The sequence below is a fragment of the Paranoxybacillus vitaminiphilus genome, from assembly GCF_003259935.1.
GTDB classification, from domain to species: Bacteria; Bacillota; Bacilli; order Bacillales; family Anoxybacillaceae; genus Paranoxybacillus; species Paranoxybacillus vitaminiphilus.
Genome location: NZ_QLMH01000022.1, coordinates 1 through 23,772, shown reverse-complemented (window position 1 = coordinate 23,772; position 23,772 = coordinate 1). Strand labels below are relative to the sequence as shown.

The following is a 23,772-nucleotide window of genomic DNA, read 5'->3' as shown; positions in this document are numbered from 1 at the left end:
CATATCATCATGTTTGGCAAATACATGAGATATGAGCCAGCCTTGGCTATTCAATCAAATATTTAATAAAGCGGGAGGCGTGTGCTTTTTTCATTCGTCTCATTTCCGGAACAGAAATGAATAAAGCTTCTTTTGCTCTTGTCATCGCCACATACATTAATCTCCGTTCTTCTTCAAGCGGAAGTTCATCCCCGTTTCGATAAGTATCAAGGGCGTAATCGTGAGGGAGGCACCCGTCTACCGCTCCTAAAATGTATACATATTTATATTCTAACCCTTTCGCCCGATGAATTGTTGTCAGTTGAATCGCATTCGTTTGTTGTTTACTGAACTGTTTCGCTTCAGAAGTCGCTTGAATCATTTCATCGACATGAGAAAGAAAAGCAGAGATCGTCTTAAATTTTTTCGCGACCACTTTTAAATCGCGCAAATCATCAGACCCTTTTTCCATCACATTTCCTTCATTGCCCCGTTTTTTCATAAATTCCTCAAAACCCATTTCTTTTTCGATTGTTTCAAGTGCGATAATCGGTTTAAGAGCCGCTAATGTTTTAAACAAAGGAACCATTTTGCGCAGTTTCTTTTGTTGAAAAGGTTGAATGTTGCTGAGCTTGGCTAAAGCTTTCACAAGCGAACAGTCCTCGATAATGCTAATCGCTTTTAACTCTTGCAGTGCGGATTGTTTTAAAAACAAGGCGATGAGCAAATCGTTCATTGCTTCTTCGTTATTTGGATTTAAACTGAGACGCAAATACGCTAACAAGCAGCGAACGATGCGGCGTTGATAAAAGGATTCGCCATCTTGCTCAACGATAAAAGGCAGGCCGCATTGCGACAAGCGCTCAAATATTGCCCGCGATGCCGCATGGGTGCGGTATAAGATGGCAAAGTCGCGCGGTTCGGCGCCTTGGCGGATTCGCTCTTTTATATCTTCAACAACCATTGTTGCTTCCTCTTCTTCGTCGTACGGGAAAAAGAAGAGCGGGAGATGGTCGTTGTCGAACTGCGCTCTCATCTGTTTTTGTCGCCGCTGTTTATTAAGGGAAATCACTTTATTCGCTGTTGTGACAATCGTATGAGAAGAGCGATAATTTTCGCTTAACGTAATGATTTGTGCCTCAGGATATTCTTTATCAAATTCAAGAATAAAAGACGGATTAGAGCCGCGAAACGCGTAGATGGATTGGTCATCATCGCCGACAACGCATAAGTTTTTCGTATGGTTTGACAGCATCTTCATAATTTCGTATTGTACTTTGTTAATATCTTGAAACTCATCAATTAAAAAATATTGAAACCGTTCTTGATAGCGGGCGAGCAAGCCGGGATTTTCTAACAGCAGTTCATAGCAGCCGAGAAGCATATCGTCAAAGTCAAATTGTCCGCGTTCCGTTTTGAGTTCCTCATATCGTTTATATAAATAGGACACCCGTTCTTCCCATTGGCTTTGCGGTTCTGTGTCCTTGGGAGTTAACAATGTATTTTTCCAATAAGAAATTTGTTGCAATGCTTGGTCATAAGCAAACTCCCGCTCATCTAAGCCAAGCTCGCGGCCTGCTTCTTTAATGAGCTGTTCACGCTGCCATTCCCGTTTTAATAAACGGTTCATCTGCCACCGCTCCGGCTGAAAATGGCTAATCATTCGGTAAAAAATGCTGTGAAATGTGCCGGTTACAAGAAAAGAAATAGAATTCTGCCGGATTTCCGGATAAGTAAGAAGCCGTTGTTTCATTTCTTTCGCTGCTTTTGTAGTAAAGGTCACAAGCATAATGGAAGCGGGATGAATGTTTCGCTCGCAAATCATATAAGCCGTGCGAGCAGTAAGTACCCGCGTTTTCCCGCTGCCGGCCCCGGCTAATACTAAAAGCGGTCCTTCTGTTGTGCGGACTGCTTTCATTTGTGTTTCGTCCAGATAAATTCCCGATTGCATCAGGCGCTGTAAATAATCGTTTTTACTGCTTGCGACAACCTGTTCTTTTTTGTGAAATAAAGTGTTGTTTTTGACAGAAATAGGCGGCTTCCAAACCGAAGTCCCCCGTTCATTTATCGCGCAATTTTGTTTATGTTCATGGTAAAAATGCGGCTCTTGTTGAATGCCTAAATATAGCCTCACAGGCTCACCGCACTTTAGGCATGTCATTTTTCCGCGAAGGGCCGACTCATAAACAATCTGGTATTTTTCGCGCGGCAACTTCGCGAGGCAAATCGTTTTTTCTTTATATTTTGCCCATTTCATGAATAAATCCCCTTTTTTCAAACGTCAACGTTAATCATATCAAAACATATGATATAGAAAAAGGATTTCTTGCTGGAGTTTTAGAATTTAATAGAGAAAGGGGATAAGGAGGGAGAGGAAATGTATCCGATATCTCCGTTTAATGATTCATTATTTCAATACGGAAATCGACAAAGCGCTTATCGTCCATCTTCGCTGTCACTGTTTCCGGTAACAAAAGTCAATGCGATAGCGAAGCAGAGAAAAGAGTATTCATTTTCCCAATCAAAGAAAGCTCATAAGAAAGCGGTTTTCGACGAAGTGTTAACAGAGTTAACAGGGAAAGGGGAACATATGAACAAATATGTATGAAGCAGAGTGAACGAGATGAATGTGCTAAAAATCGCAGACTCCTTCTATTCCTTCCCTCGAAACGAAAATTGTAAAGAAAGGAGAAATAGAGGCTGATCCAAAAGCAAAGTATCAGACCGCACAACCCAATCATATAGGATGTAACATAAGATAAATGGATATGAGTTTAGACACTTATGGGTCAGCCCCGCTATCGATGGTATTGTAATAAAGCGTTAAAATGTTTGCACATGTATTCCTTTGTCTTTTTGCCATTCTGCATATAGTACGTCCTTATACTCTTTTGCGCCGAATGACTGGATTTGGCCTTTCAGCCATTTTTCAGAAAAACCGAATTCTTTGAGATTATCCCAAATCACTTCACCATCGAGAATTAATGTTACAGGAAGGCTCACTAATTGTTCCGGCATTTGATGATCTTGTCTTGTCGGCAGCTCGTATGGTGATTTTTTTAAGACGCTTACTGTCCCGTCTGTCTCTAAAACCGCATACTCGACTTCGCGGATGGAAAACGCTCCTTTTGATCGCAGCAAATGTTGTAATTGATTCATGTCTAATTTATTTTCTGCCATTTTATCACGTAAAATTTTGCCCTGAGCGATGACCAATGTCGGTTTTCCTTCTAAAATAGCGCGGAAATTTTTCTTTTTTTGCGTAATTATTTCTGTTATGTAAATTAAAGCCCCCCATAAGGCGACGGCGAATAAGATTTGGGAAATACCGATATTGTTGTCGTAAAGCGCATTGCCGACAAGTTCCCCTAACACAAGCGCGGAAATAAAATCAAATGCTGTGATTTGTGTGATTTGGGTTTTTCCGAGAATTTTAGTAGTAAATAGTAGAGCGACATAACCAACTACTAGTTCAGAAGCAATTTTAATCAATTCCATTTTTTTCACCTTTTGGATTTAAGATACCATTAATTTGTGAAAAAAGGTGATTTTTTATACATAAGGCTATGTTAAATAATTCTGTTGATATTCGATTAAAACAAACGAATGTTCTATAATAATTAGAAGAACGTTTGTTCGTAAGTCTTAAAAAGGCTGGATTCAACGCTTTAATGGTGTGGCAACAAAATACCTCGACCATTATTTGAGCTGGTTTCAATTCCTCGATATGGTGAAACACAGAAGTGACAATGCTTCTATAAGTAAAATGATAGTAGAAAGTTGTTTATTTCCAATTAATGAAACCCACCATTCATTAAGAACGTATGAATATTAGAATAGAAGGGAGGGATTGTTTGTGAGTGATACAAAAAACAAATGGAGTATTGCCGAGATAAAAACAAGATATTTTGTGTTTTTTGGAGCTACATTTGGAGCTATTTTAGGATTAGTATCTTATGTAAATAATTGGTTATAATAAGGTAATCATTTAAAGATTCGGCTATCATAACATAATATGTAAAAAAAGACTTGATTCTACGATAGTGAAGTTAAGTCTTTTTTTATTTTAACTATAAATCAACAATCAAATTTAACATAGCCATACATAAAAAAGGGCTGACCTATAAAAGCAAAGTGTCAGCTATAGCCCGTAATGATTGGCTATGTGACCGACACTTATGGGTCATCCCTTCTCTTTGTTATAAAAGCTGTTTCATCATCGTGACATGGGGAATTCCTGCATCCATGAAAATGCCGGATATCGTTTTATAGCCTAATTTTTCGTAAAAGCGCTCCGCGTGTGTCTGCGCGTTTAGCTTTGTTTTGGCAATCCCGTTTTCTTTTGCGAATTGTTCGATGCTTTCCATAATTAAACGCCCGGCTCCGCGGCTGCGATAATCAGGAAGCACGCAAATTCGCTCGATTTTTCCAATGCTGTCAATCGTACGAAATCTCCCGGCTCCAACGGCTTTTTCTCCATCATACAGAACGAAATGGGTCGCTTCATTTTCAAATTCATCGATTTCCAACTCTTCTGGAACGTGCTGTTCTTCGATGAATACGGCTCTTCTGACAGAAACGGCGTCGTTCCAAAGCTTTTCGCTGTTTCCAAAAACCACTTTCATTTACTCTTGTTCCTTTCCGACGAGAAATGTTTCATATACGGTCCATGAACCGTTATCAAGTTGATAAAGTAAATGGAATCGGTCTACTGTCTCTTCAAAGTAGACTTTTTGCATTTTTAGCTGGCCGTATATATCAGAATGTTCAGCATCTGAAAGTGATTGCCCAATCGTAATATGCGGTACGAAAGCGTATTCAGGTTTGTCGGTGAAAATTCCACTGTAAAATTGCTTATGCAGTTTTTTCAGCGTTTCATTCGGTTCCACTTTTAAGTAGATGACGTTGTTAACAGGATAAAACGAGCTGAATTTTGTAATTTTTAATGGGATCGGCTCTGTATCCGCAGCAATTTTCCGAAGTTCTTTAACGATTGTTGAAATTTCTTCATCGCTTGCTTCAAACGTGCTTTTCAACGTTAAATGAGGCGGAATAAGCGAATAATGGCTATCATAACGTTTTCTGTACGAGTTCGCAAAATCTTGGACTTTTTTTGACGGGAATAAGGCAATGCCGTATTTCATAAAAATCCCCTCCTTTTTTCCATAGTATTGTTCAATTATAACAAAATTGCGAAATTTATTAAATGATGAGGATGTTTTCAAGCGCCTTTGGCAAATCAGGCTGCCAATATGTCCAAGTATGGTCCCCGTTGAATTCTTCATATTTGTAAGTAAATCCTTTTTGCTTAAATAACTGATGAACTTGGCGGTTCGGTGTTATAAAGTCACGAACTTTTCCATCGGTTGTTTTCACTGCCGTTTCTTCTGTGCCGATCGAATGGTAAAGCTGCAACAGATGCGGATGTGCAAAACTTTTCACTTTTTCGATCATGATTTCGTTAATATATGGCGACTGCATGGCGATTTTTCCGAATGTATGCGGATAAGTAAGACCGGCTAATAAAGAAACCGTGCCGCCGAGAGAATCGCCGATTAATGCGCGGCCCATTCCCATTTGATAAGTAGGAAATTCTTTATCTAAATACGGAACAAGCTCATTTGCCAAAAATCGTAAATAAGCCGTATGCTTTTTGCCGCTTGGATGGTATTTTTCGTAACGATCGTTCACATCTTTATACGGAATGCCGACAACGATCGTCCGGTCAATCTTTTTTCTTGCTAATAAATCTTCCACGGCCCGCGTTACTTTTCCAAGCATAAAGTAATCTTTACCATCTTGAGCAATAAGAAGCGAATATTTATGAAGAGGAGAATACGTGCTTGGCAAATAAATAAGCAATGTAACTTCTTCATTTAACTCTTGGCTGTAAATGGTTTGTACTAAAGTGGTTCCTTTTTGTTCTGTCATTATTCATCCTCCAACACTATTTTCGAATTCATTGTTATTTTAGCATATTTGTGTCAAAACATGTTGTCTGTACAAATGTAATTGGATGCTTCACTTTTCGAGATTTTGAGCGAAAAATCGGCGGCAACTCTTTTGTCTGCCAGAGGTCAAATATTCAAGTGAAACTTATATAGTGCTATAATTGGGGAAGAGTCGAGATTTTACACTAGCGAAATATGCTTTTTTTTCTAGAGAGGAGAATGCCAATGGAAAAAAGACGAGTAACAAGCAAAGAAGTAACAGAAGCTGCTTTGCGTTTGCTGGCCGAGCGCGGCGTTACCGTTAAAGCAATTGCCGAAATTGTCTATGAGATGCAAAGTCCGTATAATAAAGGATTAACCATTGATGATTGCATAGAAAGCGTTGAAAAGGTGCTGCAAAAACGGGAAGTGCAGCATGCCATTTTAGTCGGAATTGAACTTGATAAACTGGCTGAAAGAAAGATGCTGTCCGAACCTTTGCAAACGCTTGTCGAAACAGATGAAGGATTATTTGGGGTTGATGAGACGATTGCTTTAGGTGCCGTATTAGGCTACGGCAGCATTGCCGTAACGACATTCGGGCACCTTGATAAACATAAAATTGGCATTATTAAATATTTAGATACAAAAAGGGGACAAGGTGTGCATACATTTTTAGATGATTTAGTAGCGAGTATTGCAGCTAGTGCTGCCGGGAGATTGGCACACAATTTCCGCGACGAGGAAGAACGGAAAGAAACAGAAATTATGCAGGAAAAGGAAGAAGCGATATCTTAATGAAAAGAGGCTGGCCTGAAAATAATGCGTCAGATCCCGCGCCGCCATATATGGCACGCCGTATCGGATGAATAAGCGGTATATGGTGGGATGTGCGTGAGCTCAGACAATGACAGGCCAGCCTCTTTATAAAATAATTAGGGCAAAGGGGGCGAAGGGAGATGGCGGAAAACGATATTACATTCCAGCATGAAATTCTTGAAACCATTATTAATTGTGCCTATGAATGGATTGTTGTTGTTGATGAAAAGGGAAGAATTATTTACATCAATAAAAACTATTGCGAATTTTTAGGGAAAAATCGTGAAGAAATTATCGGCAAGCATGTAACAGAAGTGATTGAGAATACACGAATGCATATTGTCGTGCAAACGGGAAAAGAGGAAATTGCTGATCTGCATTATATAAAAGGGAACTATATGATTGCCAACCGCATTCCGATTTTTTCTAACGGAAAAGTAATCGGGGCTGTTGGGACTGTGATTTTTCGCGATACAAATGAATGGAAAAGAATGAATAGCCATATTAGAAGTTTGCTGCCGCAATTGCAAACATATTTGCAAGAATGGAAGGAAGACAACGGAGCGAAGTATACATTACAAGATATTATCTCTCAATCGAAACAAATGGAAATATTAAAAGAAAAAGTGAAAAGAATTGCCGATAGCGATATTTCTGTGTTGATTCGCGGCGAAAGCGGTACGGGAAAAGAGCTGTTTGCCCACAGCATTCATCAGCTAAGCAGCCGAAGCAGCAAGCCGTTTATTAAGGTGAATTGCGGTGCTATTCCGGAGCATTTGCTTGAATCGGAATTGTTCGGCTATGAGGAAGGCGCGTTTACCGGGGCGAGAAAAGGCGGCAAAAAAGGAAAGTTTCAACTTGCTGACGGCGGAACGATTTTTCTTGATGAAATCGGGGATATGCCGCTGCATATGCAAGTAAAACTGCTTCGAGTTCTGCAGGAAAAAGAGATTGAACCGGTCGGTGCGACGAAAACCGTTTCTGTAGACGTAAGAATTATTGCCGCAACCAATCGGCCGTTAGAAAAAATGATTGAAGAAAAGCGGTTTCGCGAGGATTTATATTACCGGATTAATGTTGTTCCTTTCATCATTCCGCCTTTGCGTGAACGGCCGGAGGACATAAGAGTGCTTACATACCATTTCATTGATAAAATCGGCAAACGGTGTGGAAAACGAATTACGGCAGTGGATGAAGAAGTATTGCAAATTTTCTCACAGCATGTATGGCCGGGAAACATTCGCGAGCTGGAAAATGTGATTGAAGCCGCTGTCCATTTTGCCAATGGTGAAACGATTACGGTAGAAGCGCTGCCTGAGTATTTAAAAACAAATACCGTATATCAGCTTGAAGGGAAAACGTTAAAGCAATTGCTTGAAGAAACTGAGAAGGTAATTATTCAGAAAAGTTTGGCGCTGCACAAAAACGATAAACTGAAAGCGGCAAAGGCTCTTGGCATCAGCAAATCAGCCATATACGAGAAAATAAAAAAGTACGGTTTAGATAACTAGGCTTCCGGAATTTTGGAATTCGTTCCATAAATCCGGAAGCTTTTTTCTGCATGTTTTTGCGTAATGCTTTTAAATGACTTCCATATTGTTGGAATTTACTGCATATAAAATAGTATTAATATTCATTATTTACTGTCTTTTTTAATCATTTTCGTTTGGCATCATTTTTGCATGATAAGGAGGTGAAGAAAAATGATGAGCAGGGAGGTAAGTCGATGAAGCAGGTACATTCTTCATTTATTGAAGCAGTCCAAGACATTCATGACGGCGCAACGATTATGGTCGGCGGGTTTGGTCTCGTCGGCATCCCGGAAAATTTAATTCTTGCATTAGTAGAAACAGGTGTCAAAGATTTAACCGTCATCTCCAACAATTGTGGTGTTGATGACTGGGGGTTAGGGCTTCTTCTTAAAAACAAGCAAATTAAGAAAATGATTGCTTCATATGTCGGTGAAAACAAAGAGTTTGAACGGCAAGTGTTAAACGGAGAGATTGAAGTAGAGCTCATTCCACAAGGAACGCTCGCAGAGAGGATTCGTGCAGGTGGTGCGGGAATTCCGGCCTTTTATACGCCAGCCGGCGTCGGAACTCCGATTGCTGAAGGAAAGGAAGTAAGAGTATTTAACGGAAAAGAATACGTTCTAGAAACAGCGCTCGTTGCCGATTTTAGCTTAGTGCGTGCGTGGAAGGGAGATAAAATGGGAAATCTCATCTATAACAAAACAGCACGCAACTTTAACCCGATGATGGCGGCGGCAGGGAAAATAACGATTGCGGAAGTGGAGGAGCTTGTGGAAATTGGCGATTTAGATCCAGATCAAATTCACACACCAAGCATTTATGTTCAGCGCTTAGTTGTTGGAAAGCAGCAAAAACGCATTGAAAGATTAGTCGTTCGTTAATTTTTACTGGAGGAAGGTGTCATGACGACAATGAGCAGACAATCCATTCGTGAAAAAATTGCTAAACGTGCCGAACAAGAAATTGAAAGCGGTTTCTATGTCAATTTAGGAATCGGAATGCCGACTCTTGTGGCGAATTTTATTCAGCCGCATAAACAAGTTGTCTTGCAATCAGAAAACGGGCTGTTAGGTATCGGACCTTATCCTGCGGAAGATGAAGTTGATCCGGATTTAATCAACGCGGGAAAAGAGACGGTTACGGCAATTCCGGGAGCCTCTTATTTCAGCAGTGCTGAGTCATTTGCGATGATTCGCGGCGGCCATATTGACGTGGCGATTTTAGGAGGAATGGAAGTTTCCGAAAAAGGCGATCTTGCCAACTGGATGATTCCCGGAAAAATGATTAAAGGCATGGGCGGTGCCATGGATTTAGTTCATGGAGCGAAGAAAATTATTGTCATTATGGAGCATGTCAGCAAGAACGGTAAACCGAAGATTGTCAAAGAGTGCAGTCTTCCGCTGACCGGAAAGAAAGTGGTCAACCGCATCATTACGGAAAGAGCGGTCATCGATGTGACAGAAAACGGGCTGAAATTAGTAGAGATCTTAGATGGAAGCACAGTCGAAGAAATTCAAGCGGTGACAGAACCGACATTAATTGTCGATGAAAACCTTCTAATTCGCGCGTAAATCATTCGGGGGTGAGGGAGAAATGTGGAGCATGATCGGCCTTATCGGGGGACTTGTATTATTGATTTATTTAACAATGAGAGGAATGAACCTTTTTGTTGCGGCACCTTTATGTGCGTTAATCGTTGCGGTCTTCAGCGGCTTACCGCTGTTTCCGCAGCTTGTCGGCGAGGGAGAAGCAAACTTAGTAGGCAACTATATGGCCGGCTTTTCGAGCTTTATTCAGTCTTGGTACTTAATGTTCTTATTAGGAGCAATTTTCGGAAAGGTAATGGAAGACAGCGGGGCGGCAGACAGCGTATCCAAATGGATCGTAGATAAGCTCGGTATGAAACATGCGGCTTTAGCTGTCGTTATTGCCTGTGCTGTCTTAACATATGGCGGAGTGAGCTTATTCGTTGTGGCGTTTTCTGTTTATCCAATGGCAGTCAGCTTGTTTAAACAGGCCAACTTGCCGCGCCGTTTTATCCCGGCGGCACTTGCATTCGGTTCCGTTACATTTACGATGACATCAGCCGGATCTCCGGAAATTCAAAACTGGATTCCAATCGAATACTTAAAAACCTCTCCTTATGCGGGATGGGAAGTTAGTTTAATTGTTGCTATTTTCATGGCTGTATTTGGCTATTGGTGGCTAAAGAGAATGATTGCCAAAGCGGTGGCAAGAGGAGAGGGATTTATTTCAAGAGATGGCGATCCGGAAGTGAGCGATAAACCGCTGCCGCATCCAGTTGCAGGTGTTATCCCTCTTGTAGTTGTCTTGATTATTTCGTTCGTGTTCCATGATTCGTTAAAACAATCTGCGCTAATCATTGCCCTGCTTGGCGGCGTGATTGCTGCTTATGCATTAAACCGCAAATATTTCAAAAATTTTGGCGGTGCTGTTTCTGAAGGAACATTTGGAGCGTTGATTGCTTTAGGAAATACAGCAGCGGTTGTCGGGTTCGGCGGAGTGGCCAAAGCCGTTCCAGCATTCGAAGCAGCTGTTGAAACGATGACAAGCATTCCCGGAAGTCCGCTGATTGGCGGAGCAATTGCAGTAAGCGTTATTGCTGGAATGACAGGTTCTGCTTCAGGAGGACAGGCGATTGCCCTGCCAATTCTTGCGCCGCATTACCTTGATATGGGAGTTAATCCGGAAGCATTGCACCGCGTTGTTGCGATTTCTTCGGGTGCACTCGATTCATTGCCGCATAACGGTTATGTTGTAACAACGATTCGCGCGATTTGCGGTGAGACCCATCAAGATGCATATAACGCAGTCGGCGCCTTAACCGTCATTGTTCCGGCTTTAGGGACAGTGCTTGCGATTATCTTATTCTCTTTAGGGATAGGAATCTAATCATATAGGAGGAAAGAGACATGGTAAAAAACCAAGTTACGTTTATCACAGGGGCCGCAAGAGGAATAGGGTATGAAGTGGCGAAAAAGTTTGCCGAAAACGGTGCAAAGGTAGTTCTTACCGATTTAAACAAAACAGCGGTCGAGGAAGCGGCAGAATCGCTGCGAAATGAGGGACTTGAAGCGGTTGGTTTGAAGTGTGATGTCACGTCAGAAGCGGAAGTGAAAGCGGCGCTTGATGAAACAGTCAATCGGTTTGGACGGCTCGACATTTTAATAAACAATGCTGGTTTGCAATACGTTTCCATGATTGAAGATTTTCCGACAGAGAAATTTGAACTGCTCATCCGCGTGATGTTGACTGCTCCATTCATGGCGATTAAACATGTGTTTCCGATCATGAAGCAGCAAAAATACGGCCGCATTATTAACATGGCGTCGATTAACGGACTTGTTGGTTTTGCCGGAAAAGCGGCGTATAACAGCGCAAAGCACGGAGTTATCGGTTTAACGAAAGTAGCGGCACTTGAGGGGGCAACTTATGGTATTACCGTTAATGCGCTATGTCCGGGCTATGTGGATACACCGCTTGTCCGCAATCAGCTTACCGATTTGGCAGCAACGCGCAATGTTCCATTAGAAAAAGTATTGGAGGAAATCATTTATCCGCTCGTCCCGCAAAGACGTTTATTATCTGTTGAAGAGGTTGCGAATTATGCGATGTTTCTTGCAAGTGAGCAAGCGAAGGGGATTACCGGTCAAGCCGTTATTATTGATGGCGGTTATACGGCACAATGATGCTCATATAATGGTAAGGAAGTTTATTGAGCAAAGCTCGAAAGGGAATGACTCCTTTCATGGAGAAATAATGATTAGTAACAAGGAGGAATAAAAAATGCGTGAAGTGGTCATTACTTCCGCGGTGCGCACACCAATCGGCACATTTGGCGGGGCTTTCAAAGATTTATTGCCGACCGATTTGGCCGTCCCGGTATTGGAGGAAGCGGTGCGCCGCAGTCAAATTGAAAAAGAAGAAGTGAACGAAGTCATTTTAGGGCATTGTATTCAAAGAACAGATATGCCGAATACGGCGAGAACGGCAGCGCTGTTAGCCGGCTTTCCGGATACAACGACCGGATTTACGATTCAACGTCAATGCGCTTCTGGAATGCAGGCGATTATTTCTGCTGCGATGCAAATTCAAGTTGGGCTCAGCGATGTGGTGATTGCCGGCGGCGTTGAAGCGATGAGCTCCAGCCCATACGTATTAAAACAGCATCGTTGGGGAGCGCGCTTGCAGCATCAGCAGGTGACGGACACGATTTGGGAAATTCTTGAGGATCCGCTTCATCATATGATGATGGGAGAAACGGCAGAAAATCTTGCGGAAAAATATGAGATTACAAGAGAAGAGCAGGACGAGCTGGCTTTATTAAGTCATCAGCGTGCGATTCATGCGATGGAGTCCGGTTATTTTGAGTCACAAATTGTTCCGATTGCCGTGAAAACGAAAAAAGGAGAGACCGTCGTTACAAAAGATGAGCATCCACGAGCTGATGTGACGAAAGAAAAACTCGCTGCATTAAAACCCGTTTTCCGCAAAAATGGAACGGTGACAGCGGGAAATTCTTCCGGAATTAATGATGGAGCAGCAGCGCTTGTGTTGATGTCTGCCGACTATGCACGCGAAAAAGGAATTCAGCCGCTTGCGAAAATCGCAGGTTATTCTGTTGCCGGAGTGGATCCGGTCATCATGGGGCGCGGTCCCGTTCCGGCCGTGCAAAAAGGGCTGGAAAAAGTGAATTGGACGTTAGCTGACGCTGACCTCATTGAAATTAACGAGGCGTTTGCTGCCCAATATTTAGCCGTTGAAAAGGAGCTCGGATTAGATAGGGAAAAAGTGAATGTGAACGGAAGCGGCATCAGCTTAGGGCATCCAATTGGCTGCACAGGTGCGCGCATCGTTGTCAGCCTCATTCACGAGCTGAAGCGGCGGCAGTTAGAAAAAGGAATTGCTTCGCTCTGCGTCGGCGGGGGAATGGGAACGGCATTGTTTGTAGAAAGTTTGTAAATAGCGGCAAAGAGGCTGTCCTTCAGGCGGAGTGTCTGCTACTAGCTATAGGTCAGCCTCTTTTTATTGTTGAAAAAGGACAATAAATCATCCGTAAACGTTTATGTTTGTACAGCGCATGCACTATTTTTTTATAAAAAAGTTGCAAAAATTGCTTGAAAAATCTGTATAAATGAGTTAAATTGAAAGAAAATCTTAAAATTGAATACATGGAAGGTCGATTCTTATCAAGAGAAGCGGAGGGAACTGGCCCAGTGAAGCTTCAGCAACCAGCCAATTTTTGGCCAGGTGCTAAATCCAGCGAATTGGTTTCAATTCGGCAGATAAGAAGAAAGACTAACGCACGCGCAAAAAGTCTTCTTCTTAGAAGGCTTTTTTTATTTTACAAAAGGAGGAACGAAACATGGAAAGAATAGAGACGATACTAGCACAGATAGGAAACCGAAGCGAGGAGGCAACAGGTACTGTCAATCCTCCTGTCTATTTTTCGACCGCTTATCGCCATGAAGGAATCGGCCAATCAACAGGGTTTGATTATATTCGCACAGGCAACCCGACGCGGAAAATTGTCGAGGAAGCGATCGCCAAACTGGAAGGCGGCGATCAAGGATATGCGTTTTCATCGGGAATGGCGGCCATTCAAACAGTGATGGCTTTATTTGAAAGCGGCGATGAGTTTTTAGTTTCCGCCGATCTTTATGGCGGTACATATCGGCTTTTTGAGAAAGGATGGCGAAAATACGGGCTGTCTTTTCATTATGTGGATTTCCGCGACATACAATTGGTGGAGAAGCAAATTACAGAAAAAACGAAAGCAATTTTTTTAGAAACACCGACAAATCCATTGATGCAGGAAGCGAACATTGAGGAAGTAGCCAAGTTGGCGAAACGATACAACTTACTTCTTATTGTCGACAATACGTTTTATACACCTGTTATTCAACAGCCGCTGAGACAAGGCGCCGACATTGTTATTCATAGCGCAACAAAATATTTAGGCGGACATAATGATGTATTGGCCGGGCTTGTTGTCGCCAAAGGAAAAGAGCTCTGTGAAAAACTGGCGCAATTTCATAATGCGATTGGCGCCGTTCTTTCCCCGTTTGACTCATGGCTGTTAATCCGCGGTATGAAAACATTGGCGCTGAGAATGAAGCAGCATGAAGAAAATGCACAGCAAATAAGCGAGTTTTTAGCTAATCATGAAGATGTGACGGATGTATTGTACCCTGGGCGCGGCGGAATGTTGTCGTTTCGCTTGAAAGAGGAAAAATGGGTGAATGGTTTCTTAAAGAGCTTACAGGTGATTACTTTTGCTGAAAGTTTAGGAGGTGTTGAAAGCTTTATCACGTATCCGGCAACACAAACACATATGGACATTCCGGAAGAAATACGGATTGCGAATGGAGTATGTAATCGGTTATTGCGTTTTTCCGTCGGACTTGAGCATGTTGAGGATTTAATGGCTGATTTGGCGCAAGCCTTCCAAAAGATGAAAGAGGTGTAGCGGAGTGGAGAAAGGATTTTCTTTTCAAACGAATTTGCTTCACAATAAATGGAAAGTCGACGAACAAACTGGAGCGGTCAGTGTGCCGATTCAACATGCTTCCACGTTTCATCAATATGATTTTGACACATTTGGAAAATATGACTACAGCCGTTCAGGAAATCCAACAAGGGAAGCGTTGGAAGCCACCATTGCCGAACTCGAGGGCGGTGTGCGCGGCTTTGCCTTCGCCTCCGGAATGGCAGCGATTTCTACTGCATTCTTGCTGTTATCAAAAGGCGATCACGTCTTGATTACAGAAGATGTGTATGGCGGAACATATCGGATGATTACGGAAGTGCTGAGCCGTTTCGGAATTGAATACACGTTTGTGGATATGACCGACTTGCATGAAGTAGCTTCTCATATCCGCCCGAACACAAAAGTGATTTATGTGGAGACACCATCGAATCCGCTTCTAAAGATTACCGACATTCGCGGAATTGTGAAGCTGGCAAAAGCAAATGGGTGTTTAACGTTTTTAGACAATACGTTTATGACGCCTGCCTTGCAGCGGCCTCTTGAGTTAGGTGTAGATGTTGTTTTGCATAGCGCAACGAAATTTTTATCGGGGCATAGCGATGTTGTTGCCGGACTGGCAGTTGTAAAAGATGAAGAGCTGGCCAATCGTTTATATAAACTGCAAAATGCCTTTGGCGCAGTGCTTGGCGTGCAGGATGCCTGGCTTGTGCTGCGCGGGCTAAAAACGCTCCATGTCCGTCTTCAACAATCGACGCAATCCGCTCTGAAAATTGCCAACTTTTTAGCGAAACATCCGAAAGTGGAAGAAGTATATTACCCTGGGCTTTCTTATCATCCCGGATATGCAATTCACCGTTATCAGGCAGAGGGGCCCGGTGCGGTATTGTCGTTCCGCCTGGCTGATGAAGAAGCGGTGCGAACGTTTGTTAAGCATGCGAAAATTCCGGTGTTTGCCGTCAGTTTAGGCGCGGTTGAGTCGATTTTATCGTATCCGGCGAAAATGTCCCATGCGGCGATGCCAAAAGAGGAAAGGGAAAGAAGAGGAATTACCGACGGGCTGCTCAGGTTGAGCGTCGGCTTGGAAGCGGCGGATGATTTAATGGCTGATTTTGACGAAGCGCTGTCCTATGTAAAGAAAAAATCAACAGCCAGCACTCCATAAATATATAAGGCTAGCGCTTTTTGGTATTATCCCCTTATCGTTTACGATGGAGGAGATAATACCAATGCTGCTTAGCCTTATATAATTTCATCGAGCCGTTCCTGCTCCAGCTGTTTGCCGACAAGTTCATCCAATTGCTTCACTTTTTTCAAAGCGAGGGCATCGTCTATTTTTCGATAGTGATGTCTGCCACCTGGTTCTTCATCTGCCTCGTCCGCAAGTTTGATAATCGCCTGCAATGGCTTTCGCTTTAACTCACATTCCGGAAGGTACGAATCGGTATGCAAAAGAATCGCAAGGGCAATTTCTTTGGCGTTTTGTGGATGTTCCCCTAAACGAATAAGCAGCTTATGGGCACGCTCTGCTCCCTTAATGGCGTGAATATCGTTTTGTTTATATTGCTCATAATCCCATTTTCCATTGGAATACCACTCATAATGACCGATGTCATGCAATAGTGCCGCTTTTGTTGCTAAATCGACATTCACTCCATGCTTTAAAGCTAAACGATAAGCATGGTAGGCGGTGGCAATGGCATGAGCCACACCAGAGCGTTTTAAATATTTTTGCGCAATCGGATGGACAAATACGTCCGTTAATGTAACATACCGCATTGTCATCCCTCCGTTTTAATATTTCTAAACATCATAACATAGACAATGTCGTTGTATCAAATTGAAAATATTTTCTTCCACGGTTAAAAATATTGCTTAGCAGGAGGACAAACAATAGAACAAGGCGTCGAGCTGATGATTGGCAGCATTCATGCACGAATGGGAGAAAAGTCGTCGAAAACAAAATTTAAAATAATCGTTCATCACGTCCAAAAGAGATTTGGCGGCTGGAGAGAAAAGCAGGGGAATAGTATATGAGCATAAAAACGGAATTTTGCGGGAAAAACAGATTGAATTCATTTGCCATTGAACAATAGGCTGCCGCTAAAGCAAAGCGTCAGACTCCGCAACTGATGGATTTCGTGTGAGGCCGGACACTTATAGGGCAGCCCCATAGCCATCAAGTTAAGAAAACCTTTTTTCAGCATCAGTGCTCTTTCATATCCTTTCACGTTTCGATTTCTTCTCCTAATTCGATTAAATATCGGAAAGGAAAGAAAGTTATCTCCCTAACTTGACGTGTATGCAGGGCAGCCCTCTTGCCTTCTTAGCAGCCGTCGATGCCGCAGCTTTTGCCGAGCAAATCGTTTTCGTTTTCTGTCTGTTCGAGAATCACTTTTTCGATCATTTCTTTCGTATGCAAGCCGCGAAGCATGCGGCTGCCGATGATAAATGTAGGAACCGCAGTAATGAAAGCTTCTTCATACGCATGTTTCAATGCTTGTTGATGCGCTTCTTTATAGCGGCGCGTTTCAAGTGCCGCACGAAACTCTTCTTTATTGAGCCCGATTTTTTCCGCCGCTTCACTCAGCACGGCGATATCGCTAATGTTTTTCCCTTCTTGCCAATATGCGGAGAAGACGGCATGAACATATTCAAGTGCTTTTCCTTGTTCTTTTGCGTATTGATAACCTTCATGCGCAAAATGTGTGCGCGGAATCGGATCGATATCCGGCAGTTCCATATTGACCCCAAATCGAGCGGAAAGCGGTTTGACCGACTGCTGCCACGCAGTCTGGATGTAATCGCTGTTAGGAGATAACGGTTCTGCCGGCTCGGGACGAAGCTCAAACGGCATCCATTCCATTTCCACATCTTTTCCTCGGATCGCTTCCATGAGCGGCTTTTCTCCGATATAGCAGAACGGACAAACAAAATCAGAATAAACGCGGATTTTTAAGCTCATCGTTCAACTTCCTTTCCATTAGATTGTACATTTATTGTAGCAAAGGAAAATTTATAAAGCGATTATCATGTTTTTTTGAAAAAGTATTTGACAATCTATTGAGTCATACATATAATAAAAAATGTACTTGATAACATTATGATTCCGTAGCTCAGCTGGGAGAGCGCCACCTTGACAGGGTGGAGGTCGCTGGTTCGAGCCCAGTCGGAATCATCATACGAAACCCGAACTCAAGATGGAGAGTTCGGGTTTTATTTTTTCGTATTTGTTCAGGTTATAAAAAAGCTCCCATAAAAACTTGACTCACACCAAATTAGAGAAACGGAATACCAACAATAAAGTAGGTGATATACTCCACTGTAGCTTACATGTTGCAAGAGAAATGGTAAAAGGGTGGGTATAGGGGATGAATATCCAGAAAACTCTGAGGAAGCAGTTGTCATTTACATTCGAAGTTAAAAAAGCAGATTTATGAACAATATCATTCTTATGTACCGTTGTATTTGTGTACAGTTTCTAAATGCATTAAAAACTACCATGGGTCTTCTTCTGAATTAATAAATTCTTCAACTTTTTTGTTAACATTTTTTAAATCATAAGGATGAATCTTACCTATATAATCTTCCTTTTTAAAAGCTGATGCCTCAACTTGAGCTATACAATTAGCCTTAACATATGACCCTTTCTCTAATCCCGCATGTTCCCATTGAAACAGGGGAACTTTCCATTTATCAAATCGATCATTAAAGTCTTTAATATTGGAACCGGTAATGGTCGCAAACGTAGCAAATACTGGAGTATCGTCAATGATATCAATAATGACAACAGGTCTTGTCTCAGTTTCTCCAGTACTTGGATAGGTTACATCAAACCAGAAAATATCGCCAATCTCAACGTACATATATTATTTTTTGAACTCCTCGAACCATTTACGATGTAGGGGATTATTTGGGTCAATTTGGACTCTGCCGTCAACAACAGATAGACGAGGCACTTTTGCTTTGAATTTTTCAGAATCAATATTCAACTTTTGTTTTTCCCTCTTCCTGTCCAAAGTTGAATTCATCTCTTTCTCCTCCTCTTGGCACATACGATTCACCACCTATGCATACCGATCATTTTATATGCATAGTATATGCCTTGTTTTTAACAAATTATAACATAAAATTCCCCGTTTTGATGGAAAGAAAATAGTTAAATAATTTAGTAGCTTCTGCTATTCTTATAAACAAATCTAGTTTCTATCTCTGTTTTGTATAAAACTGATACTTGCTGTGTTTTTTCTCTCTATATATTAAACCTGATAGCATCACTAAACCGTTATCGTTATATAGGTAGTTGGACTTTAGGAATTTTGCTATAGTTAATATGTAGTAAACAACAATTGATGGAGGCAACAGTATGAGCAAGTTAACGCTACAAGAACTTGAATCTCATCTTTGGGAATCTGCGAATATATTACGTGGCAGTATCGATTCTTCTGATTATAAAAACTATATCTTCGGAATGCTGTTTTTAAAACGATTAAACGATGTGTTTGTAGAAACCGCTGAGCGGATTGAAAGGGAAGAAGGAGAAGATTACGGTTGGTATGATCGCGACGAACACCAATTTTTCGTACCTGAGAAAGCACGTTGGAGTTATATTCAATCCCACTCCCAAGACGTGGGGGCGGTCATTAATAAAGCCTTTGAACTATTAGAAGATGAAAACCCTTCCCTACAAGGGGTATTAGCCAATATAGATTTTAACGATAAAGAAAAATTGTCCGATAAAACCATTCTTCAATTAGTACAGCACTTCTCGCAAATTGATTTACGTAACGAAAATTTATCAGAACCCGACATCCTTGGTCGTGCTTATGAGTACCTAATTAAGCAGTTTGCTGACGATGCAGGAAAAAAAGGTGGCGAGTTTTATACGCCAAGCCAAGTTGTTAAATTAATTGTCAAACTGATTAAGCCTGAAGAAGGTATGCGTGTATGTGACCCAACAGCGGGATCTGGCGGGATGCTCATTCAATCGGTCGACTATATAAAAGAAAAAGGCGGCAATCCGCGCAACATTACGTTGCATGGGCAAGAGAAAAACTTAAATACGTGGGCCATTTGTAAAATGAACTTGTTGCTTCATGGCTTAAGCGACCATGAAATTAAAAAAGGCGATACAATTCGTGAACCGAAACTATTGGACGAAAACGGCGAGCTTCTATTATATGATCGCGTCATTGCCAATCCTCCGTTTAGCTTAAAAAACTGGGGGCGTGAAGAAGCAGAAGCAGATGAATTTAACCGCTTCCGCTTTGGTTTACCGCCAAAAAACGCAGGAGACTATGCGTTTATTCAACATATGATTGCCACACTCAATGATGAAGGAAAAGCGGGAGTCGTCATGCCGCATGGTGTTCTTTTCCGCGGCGGAGCGGAAGGGAAAATCCGTCAAGGCATCTTAGAAGAAGATTTAATTGAAGCGATTATCGGTTTGCCATCCAACTTATTCTATGGAACTGGTATCCCAGCATGTATCCTCATCATCAATAAAAACAAAGAAGAACATAAAAAAGGAAAAGTCCTATTCATCGATGCGTCAAGAGGCTACCAAGAAGGAAAAAATCAAAACGTTCTCCGCGATGAAGACATTGAAAAAATCGTCAGCACATACGATGCATGGAAAGATGTTGAGAAATATAGCCGTGTCGTTACACTAGAAGAAATTAAAGAAAATGATTACAACTTAAACATCGCCCGCTATATTGACACAATCGAAGAAGAAGAGGAAATTGATGTCGCAGAAGCACTTCGTCAACTTCGCCAACTCGAACAAGAACGGGATGAAATCGAGAAGGTGATGTACGGCTATTTAAAGGAGTTGGGGTATGGTGGGTGACTGGAAGAAAGTCAGTATGAAGGATAATCTTGAAATTTTGACTGGTTATGCATTCAGCTCAAAGAATTTCAATGAAGAAGAAGGTATACCACTTATCAGAATAAGGGACCTTGAAACTCATAATCCTGTAACACTATATAAAGGAGATTATGATGACAAGTATATTATTAATAAAGGAGACATCCTTGTAGGAATGGATGGTGAATTTAATATTGTCCGTTGGAAAGGTCCAAAGGCCTTATTAAACCAACGAGTCGCTAAAATTAATTCTAAAAATCCGGATATTATTAGCGAAGACTTCATTTTTTATCGTCTTCAAGGTGAATTAAGAAAAATTGAGGCCTTAACACCCGCTACTACGGTTAAACATTTATCAAAAAAAGATATAGAGGATTTGAATTTACTTTTACCACCATTAGGAGAGCAATCTAAAATAGCCTCTATTCTTTCCTCTGTCGATGAAGCGATCGGGAAAACCGAAGCGATCATCGAGCAAACGGAGAAAGTGAAAAAGGGGCTTATGCAACAGTTGCTCACAAAAGGAATCGGACACACGAAGTTCAAAAAGACGGAGATTGGGGAGATTCCTGAGGGGTGGGAGGTTAGACGACTAGACAATATATTTGAGTTTTATGGTGGAATGCCTTTCTCCCGTTCTGTCTTGGGAGATGAAGGAGTCTTTTATTTACACTATGGAGATATACATAAAATGAATAAAAGTGCTTTTGATACAAATATTGATTCTAGTTGGCTTCCAAGGTTGGATATTAGTAAGGAAGAGATACGAGAATATAGTCTGCTAAAAACAGGTGATGTTGTTTTTGCGGATGCGTCTGAAGATACAGAAGGTATTGGTAAAAGTGTAGTGATAATAAACGATGAGAATAAGCCATTTATTTCTGGGCTTCATACCATTATAGCAAAAGAAAAAGAAGCTACCTTGGACAATGGATATAAGGAATACTGTTTTTCTAATCCATTAGTAAGAAAACAATTTATTAAAATTGCTACTGGCGCTACTGTTTACGGTATTTCGAAAACTAGTATAAAACAAATTAAAATTCCTGTTCCTCCAATTGAAGAACAAAGAACAATTGCAAAAACATTAAAGGGATTAGACAACAAAATTCAGAATGAAAAAGAGAAGTTGGAACCTTTAATTAATATAAAAAAAGGTCTCATGCAAGTCCTACTCACAGGCAAAGTCCGTGTCAAAGTTGATAATGAGGTGATGTCACAGTGACCGCCGCAAGTGAATGGAATGAACTAACCCTCGTAGAAAAACGTTTGATTTATCAGCTTCAAGAGTTGGGCTATGAACATGTCACAGGATCAGCTCTTGAGTTGGAACGTGAGTCGTTAAGTGAAGTGATTTTAAAAGAGCGGTTAAAGAAAGCGATTCAACGGTTAAACCCATGGATTGACGAGAACAACCTTGCCCGCATCATTTACAATCTGACTCACATTGAAGCAACAGGATTAATGCAAGCGAATGAAAAGTTCCATGAAATGCTTGTAAACTATATTTCGATTCAACAAGATTTAGGAAAAGGGAAAAAGAATCAAACAGTTAAACTGATTGATTTTGATAACCCTTATAACAATGAATTTCTAGTTGTTGACCAATTCCGCATTCAAGATGCAAGAGGCACGATTCGCCCTGACGTTGTGATTTTTGTGAATGGATTGCCTTTAGTCGTAATTGAATGTAAAAGTCCAACGTTGCAAGAAGATACGCAAATTTCGAAAGCGGTCAATCAATTACGCCGTTATCAGGAAACTCATGAGCAACTTTTCTACTATAACCAGTTTATGATTGCGACAAGTAACTATCGGGCCAAAGCAGGAACGATTGGTGCTAAAGTGCAACACTATGGCGAGTGGAAAGATCCGTATCCAAGAACGGTGCCTGAACTTGGCGACTCTCCAACAAAACAAGACATTTTAGTGGCGGGGATGTTAGCGAAAGAAAACTTGCTTGATTTAATTCAAAACTTCATCGTCTTTGAAGTCGATGGCGGACGGGTGATTAAAAAGATTGCCCGTTATCAACAATTCCGTGCGGTTAATAAAGCGATTCAGCGCATTTTACATGCAAAAACACCGAAAGATCGCGGCGGGGTGATTTGGCATACACAAGGTTCAGGTAAATCGTTGACGATGTTATATTTAGCCGTAAAACTTAGAAGAATTAAAGAGTTACAAAATCCAACGATTGTCGTTGTGACCGACCGTAAAGACTTGGATGACCAAATCACAAAAACATTCCGTAAATGCGGTTTCCCTAACCCGCAACAAGCGGAAAGCGTCAAAGACTTGAAAAGGTTATTACAACAAGGCCCTGGTTCTACGATTATGACTCTTGTACAGAAGTTTCAACCAGATAAGGATCAAGACGAGTATCCAGAGCTTTCGAGGTCGGAAAATATTTTTGTGTTAGTCGACGAGTCGCACCGTACGCAATACAAAGGTTTAGCGATGAACATGCGGAAAGGATTGCCGAATGCATGTTACCTTGGATTTACAGGAACACCGATCGATAAAGAAGATAAAAGCACAACACGAACGTTTGGCTCTTATATTGACAAATACACGATTGAACAAGCGGTCGATGATGGGGCAACCGTTCCGATTTTCTACGAAGCGCGAATGGTGAACCTTCATTTGCAAGGTGACTCACTTGATCGCTTATTTGATCGTAAATTTAGCGACTATAGCGAGGAAGATAGAGAACGCATTAAAAAGAAATATGCAAAGGAAGAAGCCATCTTAGTCGCTCCGGGCCGCATTGGACAAATTGCTTTAGATATTGTGGAACATTTTGAAAATTATATCCTGCCAAACGGTTTTAAAGCACAAGTGGTGGCGGTGAACCGTGAAGCAGCAGCCATTTATAAACAAAAGCTAGATGAACTCATTAACAGAAAATATGAAACAGCATTAATTATTTCAACAGGTCCCGAAGATAAAAACAATGAACTATTAAAAGATTACTCACTGTCCCGTGAGGAAGAAAAACAATTAATTGAACGCTTCAAAAAGCCATTTGAAGAAGACATGTAAACTAGCACATTATTTCAGAATCCCTTTTTCAAATTATTTCAGGCGGATTCGGAAATAATGTGCAAAATTTTTGCGGATTGTTCCGGATTT

21 protein-coding genes, 1 tRNA gene, 2 pseudogenes and 1 riboswitch are annotated in these 23,772 nt (G+C 41.4%); of the genes and pseudogenes, 15 read left to right on the top strand and 9 right to left on the bottom strand.

Annotated elements, in window-relative coordinates; genetic code table 11:
• Window positions 1-46 precede the first annotated feature (46 nt).
• A complete protein-coding gene (locus tag B0I26_RS16010) occupies window positions 47-2,236 on the bottom strand; it encodes a UvrD-helicase domain-containing protein (RefSeq protein WP_111646401.1) in 2,190 nt (729 codons plus the stop codon).
• A gap of 120 nt (window positions 2,237-2,356) precedes the next feature.
• On the opposite strand from B0I26_RS16010, the gene B0I26_RS16005 reads away from it, so the two are divergent.
• Entirely contained in the window at window positions 2,357-2,587 is a 231-nt protein-coding gene (locus B0I26_RS16005) for a hypothetical protein (RefSeq protein ID WP_111646400.1), read from the top strand.
• A gap of 215 nt (window positions 2,588-2,802) precedes the next feature.
• Here the strand turns inward: B0I26_RS16005 and B0I26_RS16000 are convergent, their stop codons facing one another.
• Window positions 2,803-3,477, bottom strand: coding sequence for a DUF421 domain-containing protein (locus B0I26_RS16000; protein WP_111646399.1), 675 nt, complete (start codon window positions 3,475-3,477; stop codon window positions 2,803-2,805).
• Between the two features lie 151 nt (window positions 3,478-3,628).
• On the opposite strand from B0I26_RS16000, the pseudogene B0I26_RS15995 reads away from it, so the two are divergent.
• Window positions 3,629-3,814 (top strand): annotated as a pseudogene (locus B0I26_RS15995) (IS1595 family transposase); the annotation flags it as partial.
• A gap of 364 nt (window positions 3,815-4,178) precedes the next feature.
• Here the strand turns inward: B0I26_RS15995 and B0I26_RS15990 are convergent.
• The 3 genes from B0I26_RS15990 to B0I26_RS15980 are packed head-to-tail and all read right to left on the bottom strand — an operon-like array spanning window position 4,179 to window position 5,910.
• Window positions 4,179-4,604, bottom strand: coding sequence for a GNAT family N-acetyltransferase (locus B0I26_RS15990; protein ID WP_111646398.1), 426 nt, complete (start codon window positions 4,602-4,604; stop codon window positions 4,179-4,181).
• Window positions 4,605-5,123 carry a YjcG family protein gene (locus B0I26_RS15985; RefSeq protein WP_111646397.1) on the bottom strand — a complete coding sequence of 173 codons (519 nt, stop codon included), beginning with the start codon at window positions 5,121-5,123 and terminating at the stop codon, window positions 4,605-4,607. It lies immediately after the preceding gene.
• A gap of 58 nt (window positions 5,124-5,181) precedes the next feature.
• On the bottom strand, window positions 5,182-5,910 hold the full coding sequence (locus tag B0I26_RS15980) for an alpha/beta hydrolase (protein WP_111646396.1): 729 nt from the start codon (window positions 5,908-5,910) through the stop codon (window positions 5,182-5,184).
• A 245-nt stretch (window positions 5,911-6,155) separates the two neighbouring features.
• Here B0I26_RS15980 and B0I26_RS15975 point away from each other — a divergent pair, with 245 nt between their 5' ends.
• The 9 genes from B0I26_RS15975 to metC all read left to right on the top strand — a co-directional run bounded on the left by B0I26_RS15975 (window position 6,156) and on the right by metC (window position 15,933).
• Window positions 6,156-6,707 carry a phosphatidylglycerophosphatase A family protein gene (locus B0I26_RS15975; protein WP_409991440.1) on the top strand — a complete coding sequence of 184 codons (552 nt, stop codon included), beginning with the start codon at window positions 6,156-6,158 and terminating at the stop codon, window positions 6,705-6,707.
• Between the two features lie 161 nt (window positions 6,708-6,868).
• The gene (locus B0I26_RS15970) at window positions 6,869-8,239 is read left to right on the top strand and encodes a sigma-54 interaction domain-containing protein (protein WP_181502947.1); all 1,371 of its coding nucleotides are present in this window, start codon (window positions 6,869-6,871) and stop codon (window positions 8,237-8,239) included.
• A gap of 215 nt (window positions 8,240-8,454) precedes the next feature.
• Entirely contained in the window at window positions 8,455-9,141 is a 687-nt protein-coding gene (locus B0I26_RS15965) for a CoA transferase subunit A (protein WP_111646394.1), read from the top strand.
• Window positions 9,142-9,162: 21 nt separating this feature from the next.
• A complete protein-coding gene (locus B0I26_RS15960; RefSeq protein WP_111646393.1) occupies window positions 9,163-9,831 on the top strand; it encodes a CoA transferase subunit B in 669 nt (222 codons plus the stop codon).
• A 22-nt stretch (window positions 9,832-9,853) separates the two neighbouring features.
• Window positions 9,854-11,173, top strand: coding sequence for a GntP family permease (locus B0I26_RS15955; protein WP_181502945.1), 1,320 nt, complete (start codon window positions 9,854-9,856; stop codon window positions 11,171-11,173).
• A gap of 20 nt (window positions 11,174-11,193) precedes the next feature.
• Window positions 11,194-11,970, top strand: coding sequence for a 3-hydroxybutyrate dehydrogenase (locus B0I26_RS15950; RefSeq protein ID WP_111646391.1), 777 nt, complete (start codon window positions 11,194-11,196; stop codon window positions 11,968-11,970).
• 97 nt (window positions 11,971-12,067) lie between these two features.
• Complete coding sequence (locus B0I26_RS15945; protein WP_111646390.1) at window positions 12,068-13,243, top strand: thiolase family protein; 1,176 nt, start codon at window positions 12,068-12,070, stop codon at window positions 13,241-13,243.
• 221 nt (window positions 13,244-13,464) lie between these two features.
• A riboswitch (SAM riboswitch) is annotated at window positions 13,465-13,573 on the top strand.
• A gap of 73 nt (window positions 13,574-13,646) precedes the next feature.
• A complete protein-coding gene (locus B0I26_RS15940; protein WP_111646389.1) occupies window positions 13,647-14,750 on the top strand; it encodes a methionine biosynthesis PLP-dependent protein in 1,104 nt (367 codons plus the stop codon).
• A 4-nt stretch (window positions 14,751-14,754) separates the two neighbouring features.
• On the top strand, window positions 14,755-15,933 hold the full coding sequence (gene metC, locus B0I26_RS15935) for a cystathionine beta-lyase (RefSeq protein ID WP_111646388.1): 1,179 nt from the start codon (window positions 14,755-14,757) through the stop codon (window positions 15,931-15,933).
• 77 nt (window positions 15,934-16,010) lie between these two features.
• On the opposite strand, the gene B0I26_RS15930 is transcribed toward metC, so the two are convergent.
• Entirely contained in the window at window positions 16,011-16,547 is a 537-nt protein-coding gene (locus B0I26_RS15930; RefSeq protein ID WP_111646387.1) for an HD domain-containing protein, read from the bottom strand.
• 547 nt (window positions 16,548-17,094) lie between these two features.
• Window positions 17,095-17,733, bottom strand: a complete 639-nt coding sequence (locus B0I26_RS15925) for a DsbA family oxidoreductase (protein ID WP_111646386.1) — start codon at window positions 17,731-17,733, stop codon at window positions 17,095-17,097.
• Window positions 17,734-17,873: 140 nt separating this feature from the next.
• Between B0I26_RS15925 and B0I26_RS15920 the strand changes: the two genes are divergently transcribed.
• Window positions 17,874-17,946, top strand: a tRNA-Val gene (locus B0I26_RS15920).
• Between the two features lie 319 nt (window positions 17,947-18,265).
• On the opposite strand, the gene B0I26_RS15915 is transcribed toward B0I26_RS15920, so the two are convergent.
• Window positions 18,266-18,634 carry a type II toxin-antitoxin system PemK/MazF family toxin gene (locus tag B0I26_RS15915; protein ID WP_111646385.1) on the bottom strand — a complete coding sequence of 123 codons (369 nt, stop codon included), beginning with the start codon at window positions 18,632-18,634 and terminating at the stop codon, window positions 18,266-18,268.
• A 3-nt stretch (window positions 18,635-18,637) separates the two neighbouring features.
• Window positions 18,638-18,799, bottom strand: a complete 162-nt coding sequence (locus tag B0I26_RS18400; RefSeq protein ID WP_181502943.1) for a hypothetical protein — start codon at window positions 18,797-18,799, stop codon at window positions 18,638-18,640.
• Window positions 18,800-19,134: 335 nt separating this feature from the next.
• Here B0I26_RS18400 and B0I26_RS15905 point away from each other — a divergent pair, with 335 nt between their 5' ends.
• The 3 genes and pseudogenes from B0I26_RS15905 to B0I26_RS15895 all read left to right on the top strand — a co-directional run.
• Window positions 19,135-20,619, top strand: a complete 1,485-nt coding sequence (locus tag B0I26_RS15905) for a type I restriction-modification system subunit M (RefSeq protein ID WP_111646383.1) — start codon at window positions 19,135-19,137, stop codon at window positions 20,617-20,619.
• A complete protein-coding gene (locus tag B0I26_RS15900) occupies window positions 20,609-21,862 on the top strand; it encodes a restriction endonuclease subunit S (protein WP_111646382.1) in 1,254 nt (417 codons plus the stop codon). Before B0I26_RS15905 ends, B0I26_RS15900 begins: the two co-directional genes overlap by 11 nt.
• Window positions 21,859-23,676: pseudogene (locus B0I26_RS15895) on the top strand (type I restriction endonuclease subunit R); the annotation flags it as partial. The gene B0I26_RS15900 and the pseudogene B0I26_RS15895, both read left to right, overlap by 4 nt.
• Between the last annotated feature and the right edge of the window lie 96 nt (window positions 23,677-23,772).

What these genes read in the sequence shown, in the direction of transcription:
- B0I26_RS16010 (WP_111646401.1), bottom strand. Translation starts at nt 2,236, where the DNA reads ATGAAATGGGCAAAATATAAAGAAAAAACGATTTGCCTCGCGAAGTTG.
- B0I26_RS16005 (WP_111646400.1), top strand. Translation starts at nt 2,357, where the DNA reads ATGTATCCGATATCTCCGTTTAATGATTCATTATTTCAATACGGAAAT.
- B0I26_RS16000 (WP_111646399.1), bottom strand. Translation starts at nt 3,477, where the DNA reads ATGGAATTGATTAAAATTGCTTCTGAACTAGTAGTTGGTTATGTCGCT.
- B0I26_RS15990 (WP_111646398.1), bottom strand. Translation starts at nt 4,604, where the DNA reads ATGAAAGTGGTTTTTGGAAACAGCGAAAAGCTTTGGAACGACGCCGTT.
- B0I26_RS15985 (WP_111646397.1), bottom strand. Translation starts at nt 5,123, where the DNA reads ATGAAATACGGCATTGCCTTATTCCCGTCAAAAAAAGTCCAAGATTTT.
- B0I26_RS15980 (WP_111646396.1), bottom strand. Translation starts at nt 5,910, where the DNA reads ATGACAGAACAAAAAGGAACCACTTTAGTACAAACCATTTACAGCCAA.
- B0I26_RS15975 (WP_409991440.1), top strand. Translation starts at nt 6,156, where the DNA reads ATGGAAAAAAGACGAGTAACAAGCAAAGAAGTAACAGAAGCTGCTTTG.
- B0I26_RS15970 (WP_181502947.1), top strand. Translation starts at nt 6,869, where the DNA reads ATGGCGGAAAACGATATTACATTCCAGCATGAAATTCTTGAAACCATT.
- B0I26_RS15965 (WP_111646394.1), top strand. Translation starts at nt 8,455, where the DNA reads ATGAAGCAGGTACATTCTTCATTTATTGAAGCAGTCCAAGACATTCAT.
- B0I26_RS15960 (WP_111646393.1), top strand. Translation starts at nt 9,163, where the DNA reads ATGACGACAATGAGCAGACAATCCATTCGTGAAAAAATTGCTAAACGT.
- B0I26_RS15955 (WP_181502945.1), top strand. Translation starts at nt 9,854, where the DNA reads ATGTGGAGCATGATCGGCCTTATCGGGGGACTTGTATTATTGATTTAT.
- B0I26_RS15950 (WP_111646391.1), top strand. Translation starts at nt 11,194, where the DNA reads ATGGTAAAAAACCAAGTTACGTTTATCACAGGGGCCGCAAGAGGAATA.
- B0I26_RS15945 (WP_111646390.1), top strand. Translation starts at nt 12,068, where the DNA reads ATGCGTGAAGTGGTCATTACTTCCGCGGTGCGCACACCAATCGGCACA.
- B0I26_RS15940 (WP_111646389.1), top strand. Translation starts at nt 13,647, where the DNA reads ATGGAAAGAATAGAGACGATACTAGCACAGATAGGAAACCGAAGCGAG.
- B0I26_RS15930 (WP_111646387.1), bottom strand. Translation starts at nt 16,547, where the DNA reads ATGCGGTATGTTACATTAACGGACGTATTTGTCCATCCGATTGCGCAA.
- B0I26_RS15925 (WP_111646386.1), bottom strand. Translation starts at nt 17,733, where the DNA reads ATGAGCTTAAAAATCCGCGTTTATTCTGATTTTGTTTGTCCGTTCTGC.
- B0I26_RS15915 (WP_111646385.1), bottom strand. Translation starts at nt 18,634, where the DNA reads ATGTACGTTGAGATTGGCGATATTTTCTGGTTTGATGTAACCTATCCA.
- B0I26_RS18400 (WP_181502943.1), bottom strand. Translation starts at nt 18,799, where the DNA reads ATGAATTCAACTTTGGACAGGAAGAGGGAAAAACAAAAGTTGAATATT.
- B0I26_RS15905 (WP_111646383.1), top strand. Translation starts at nt 19,135, where the DNA reads ATGAGCAAGTTAACGCTACAAGAACTTGAATCTCATCTTTGGGAATCT.
- B0I26_RS15900 (WP_111646382.1), top strand. Translation starts at nt 20,609, where the DNA reads ATGGTGGGTGACTGGAAGAAAGTCAGTATGAAGGATAATCTTGAAATT.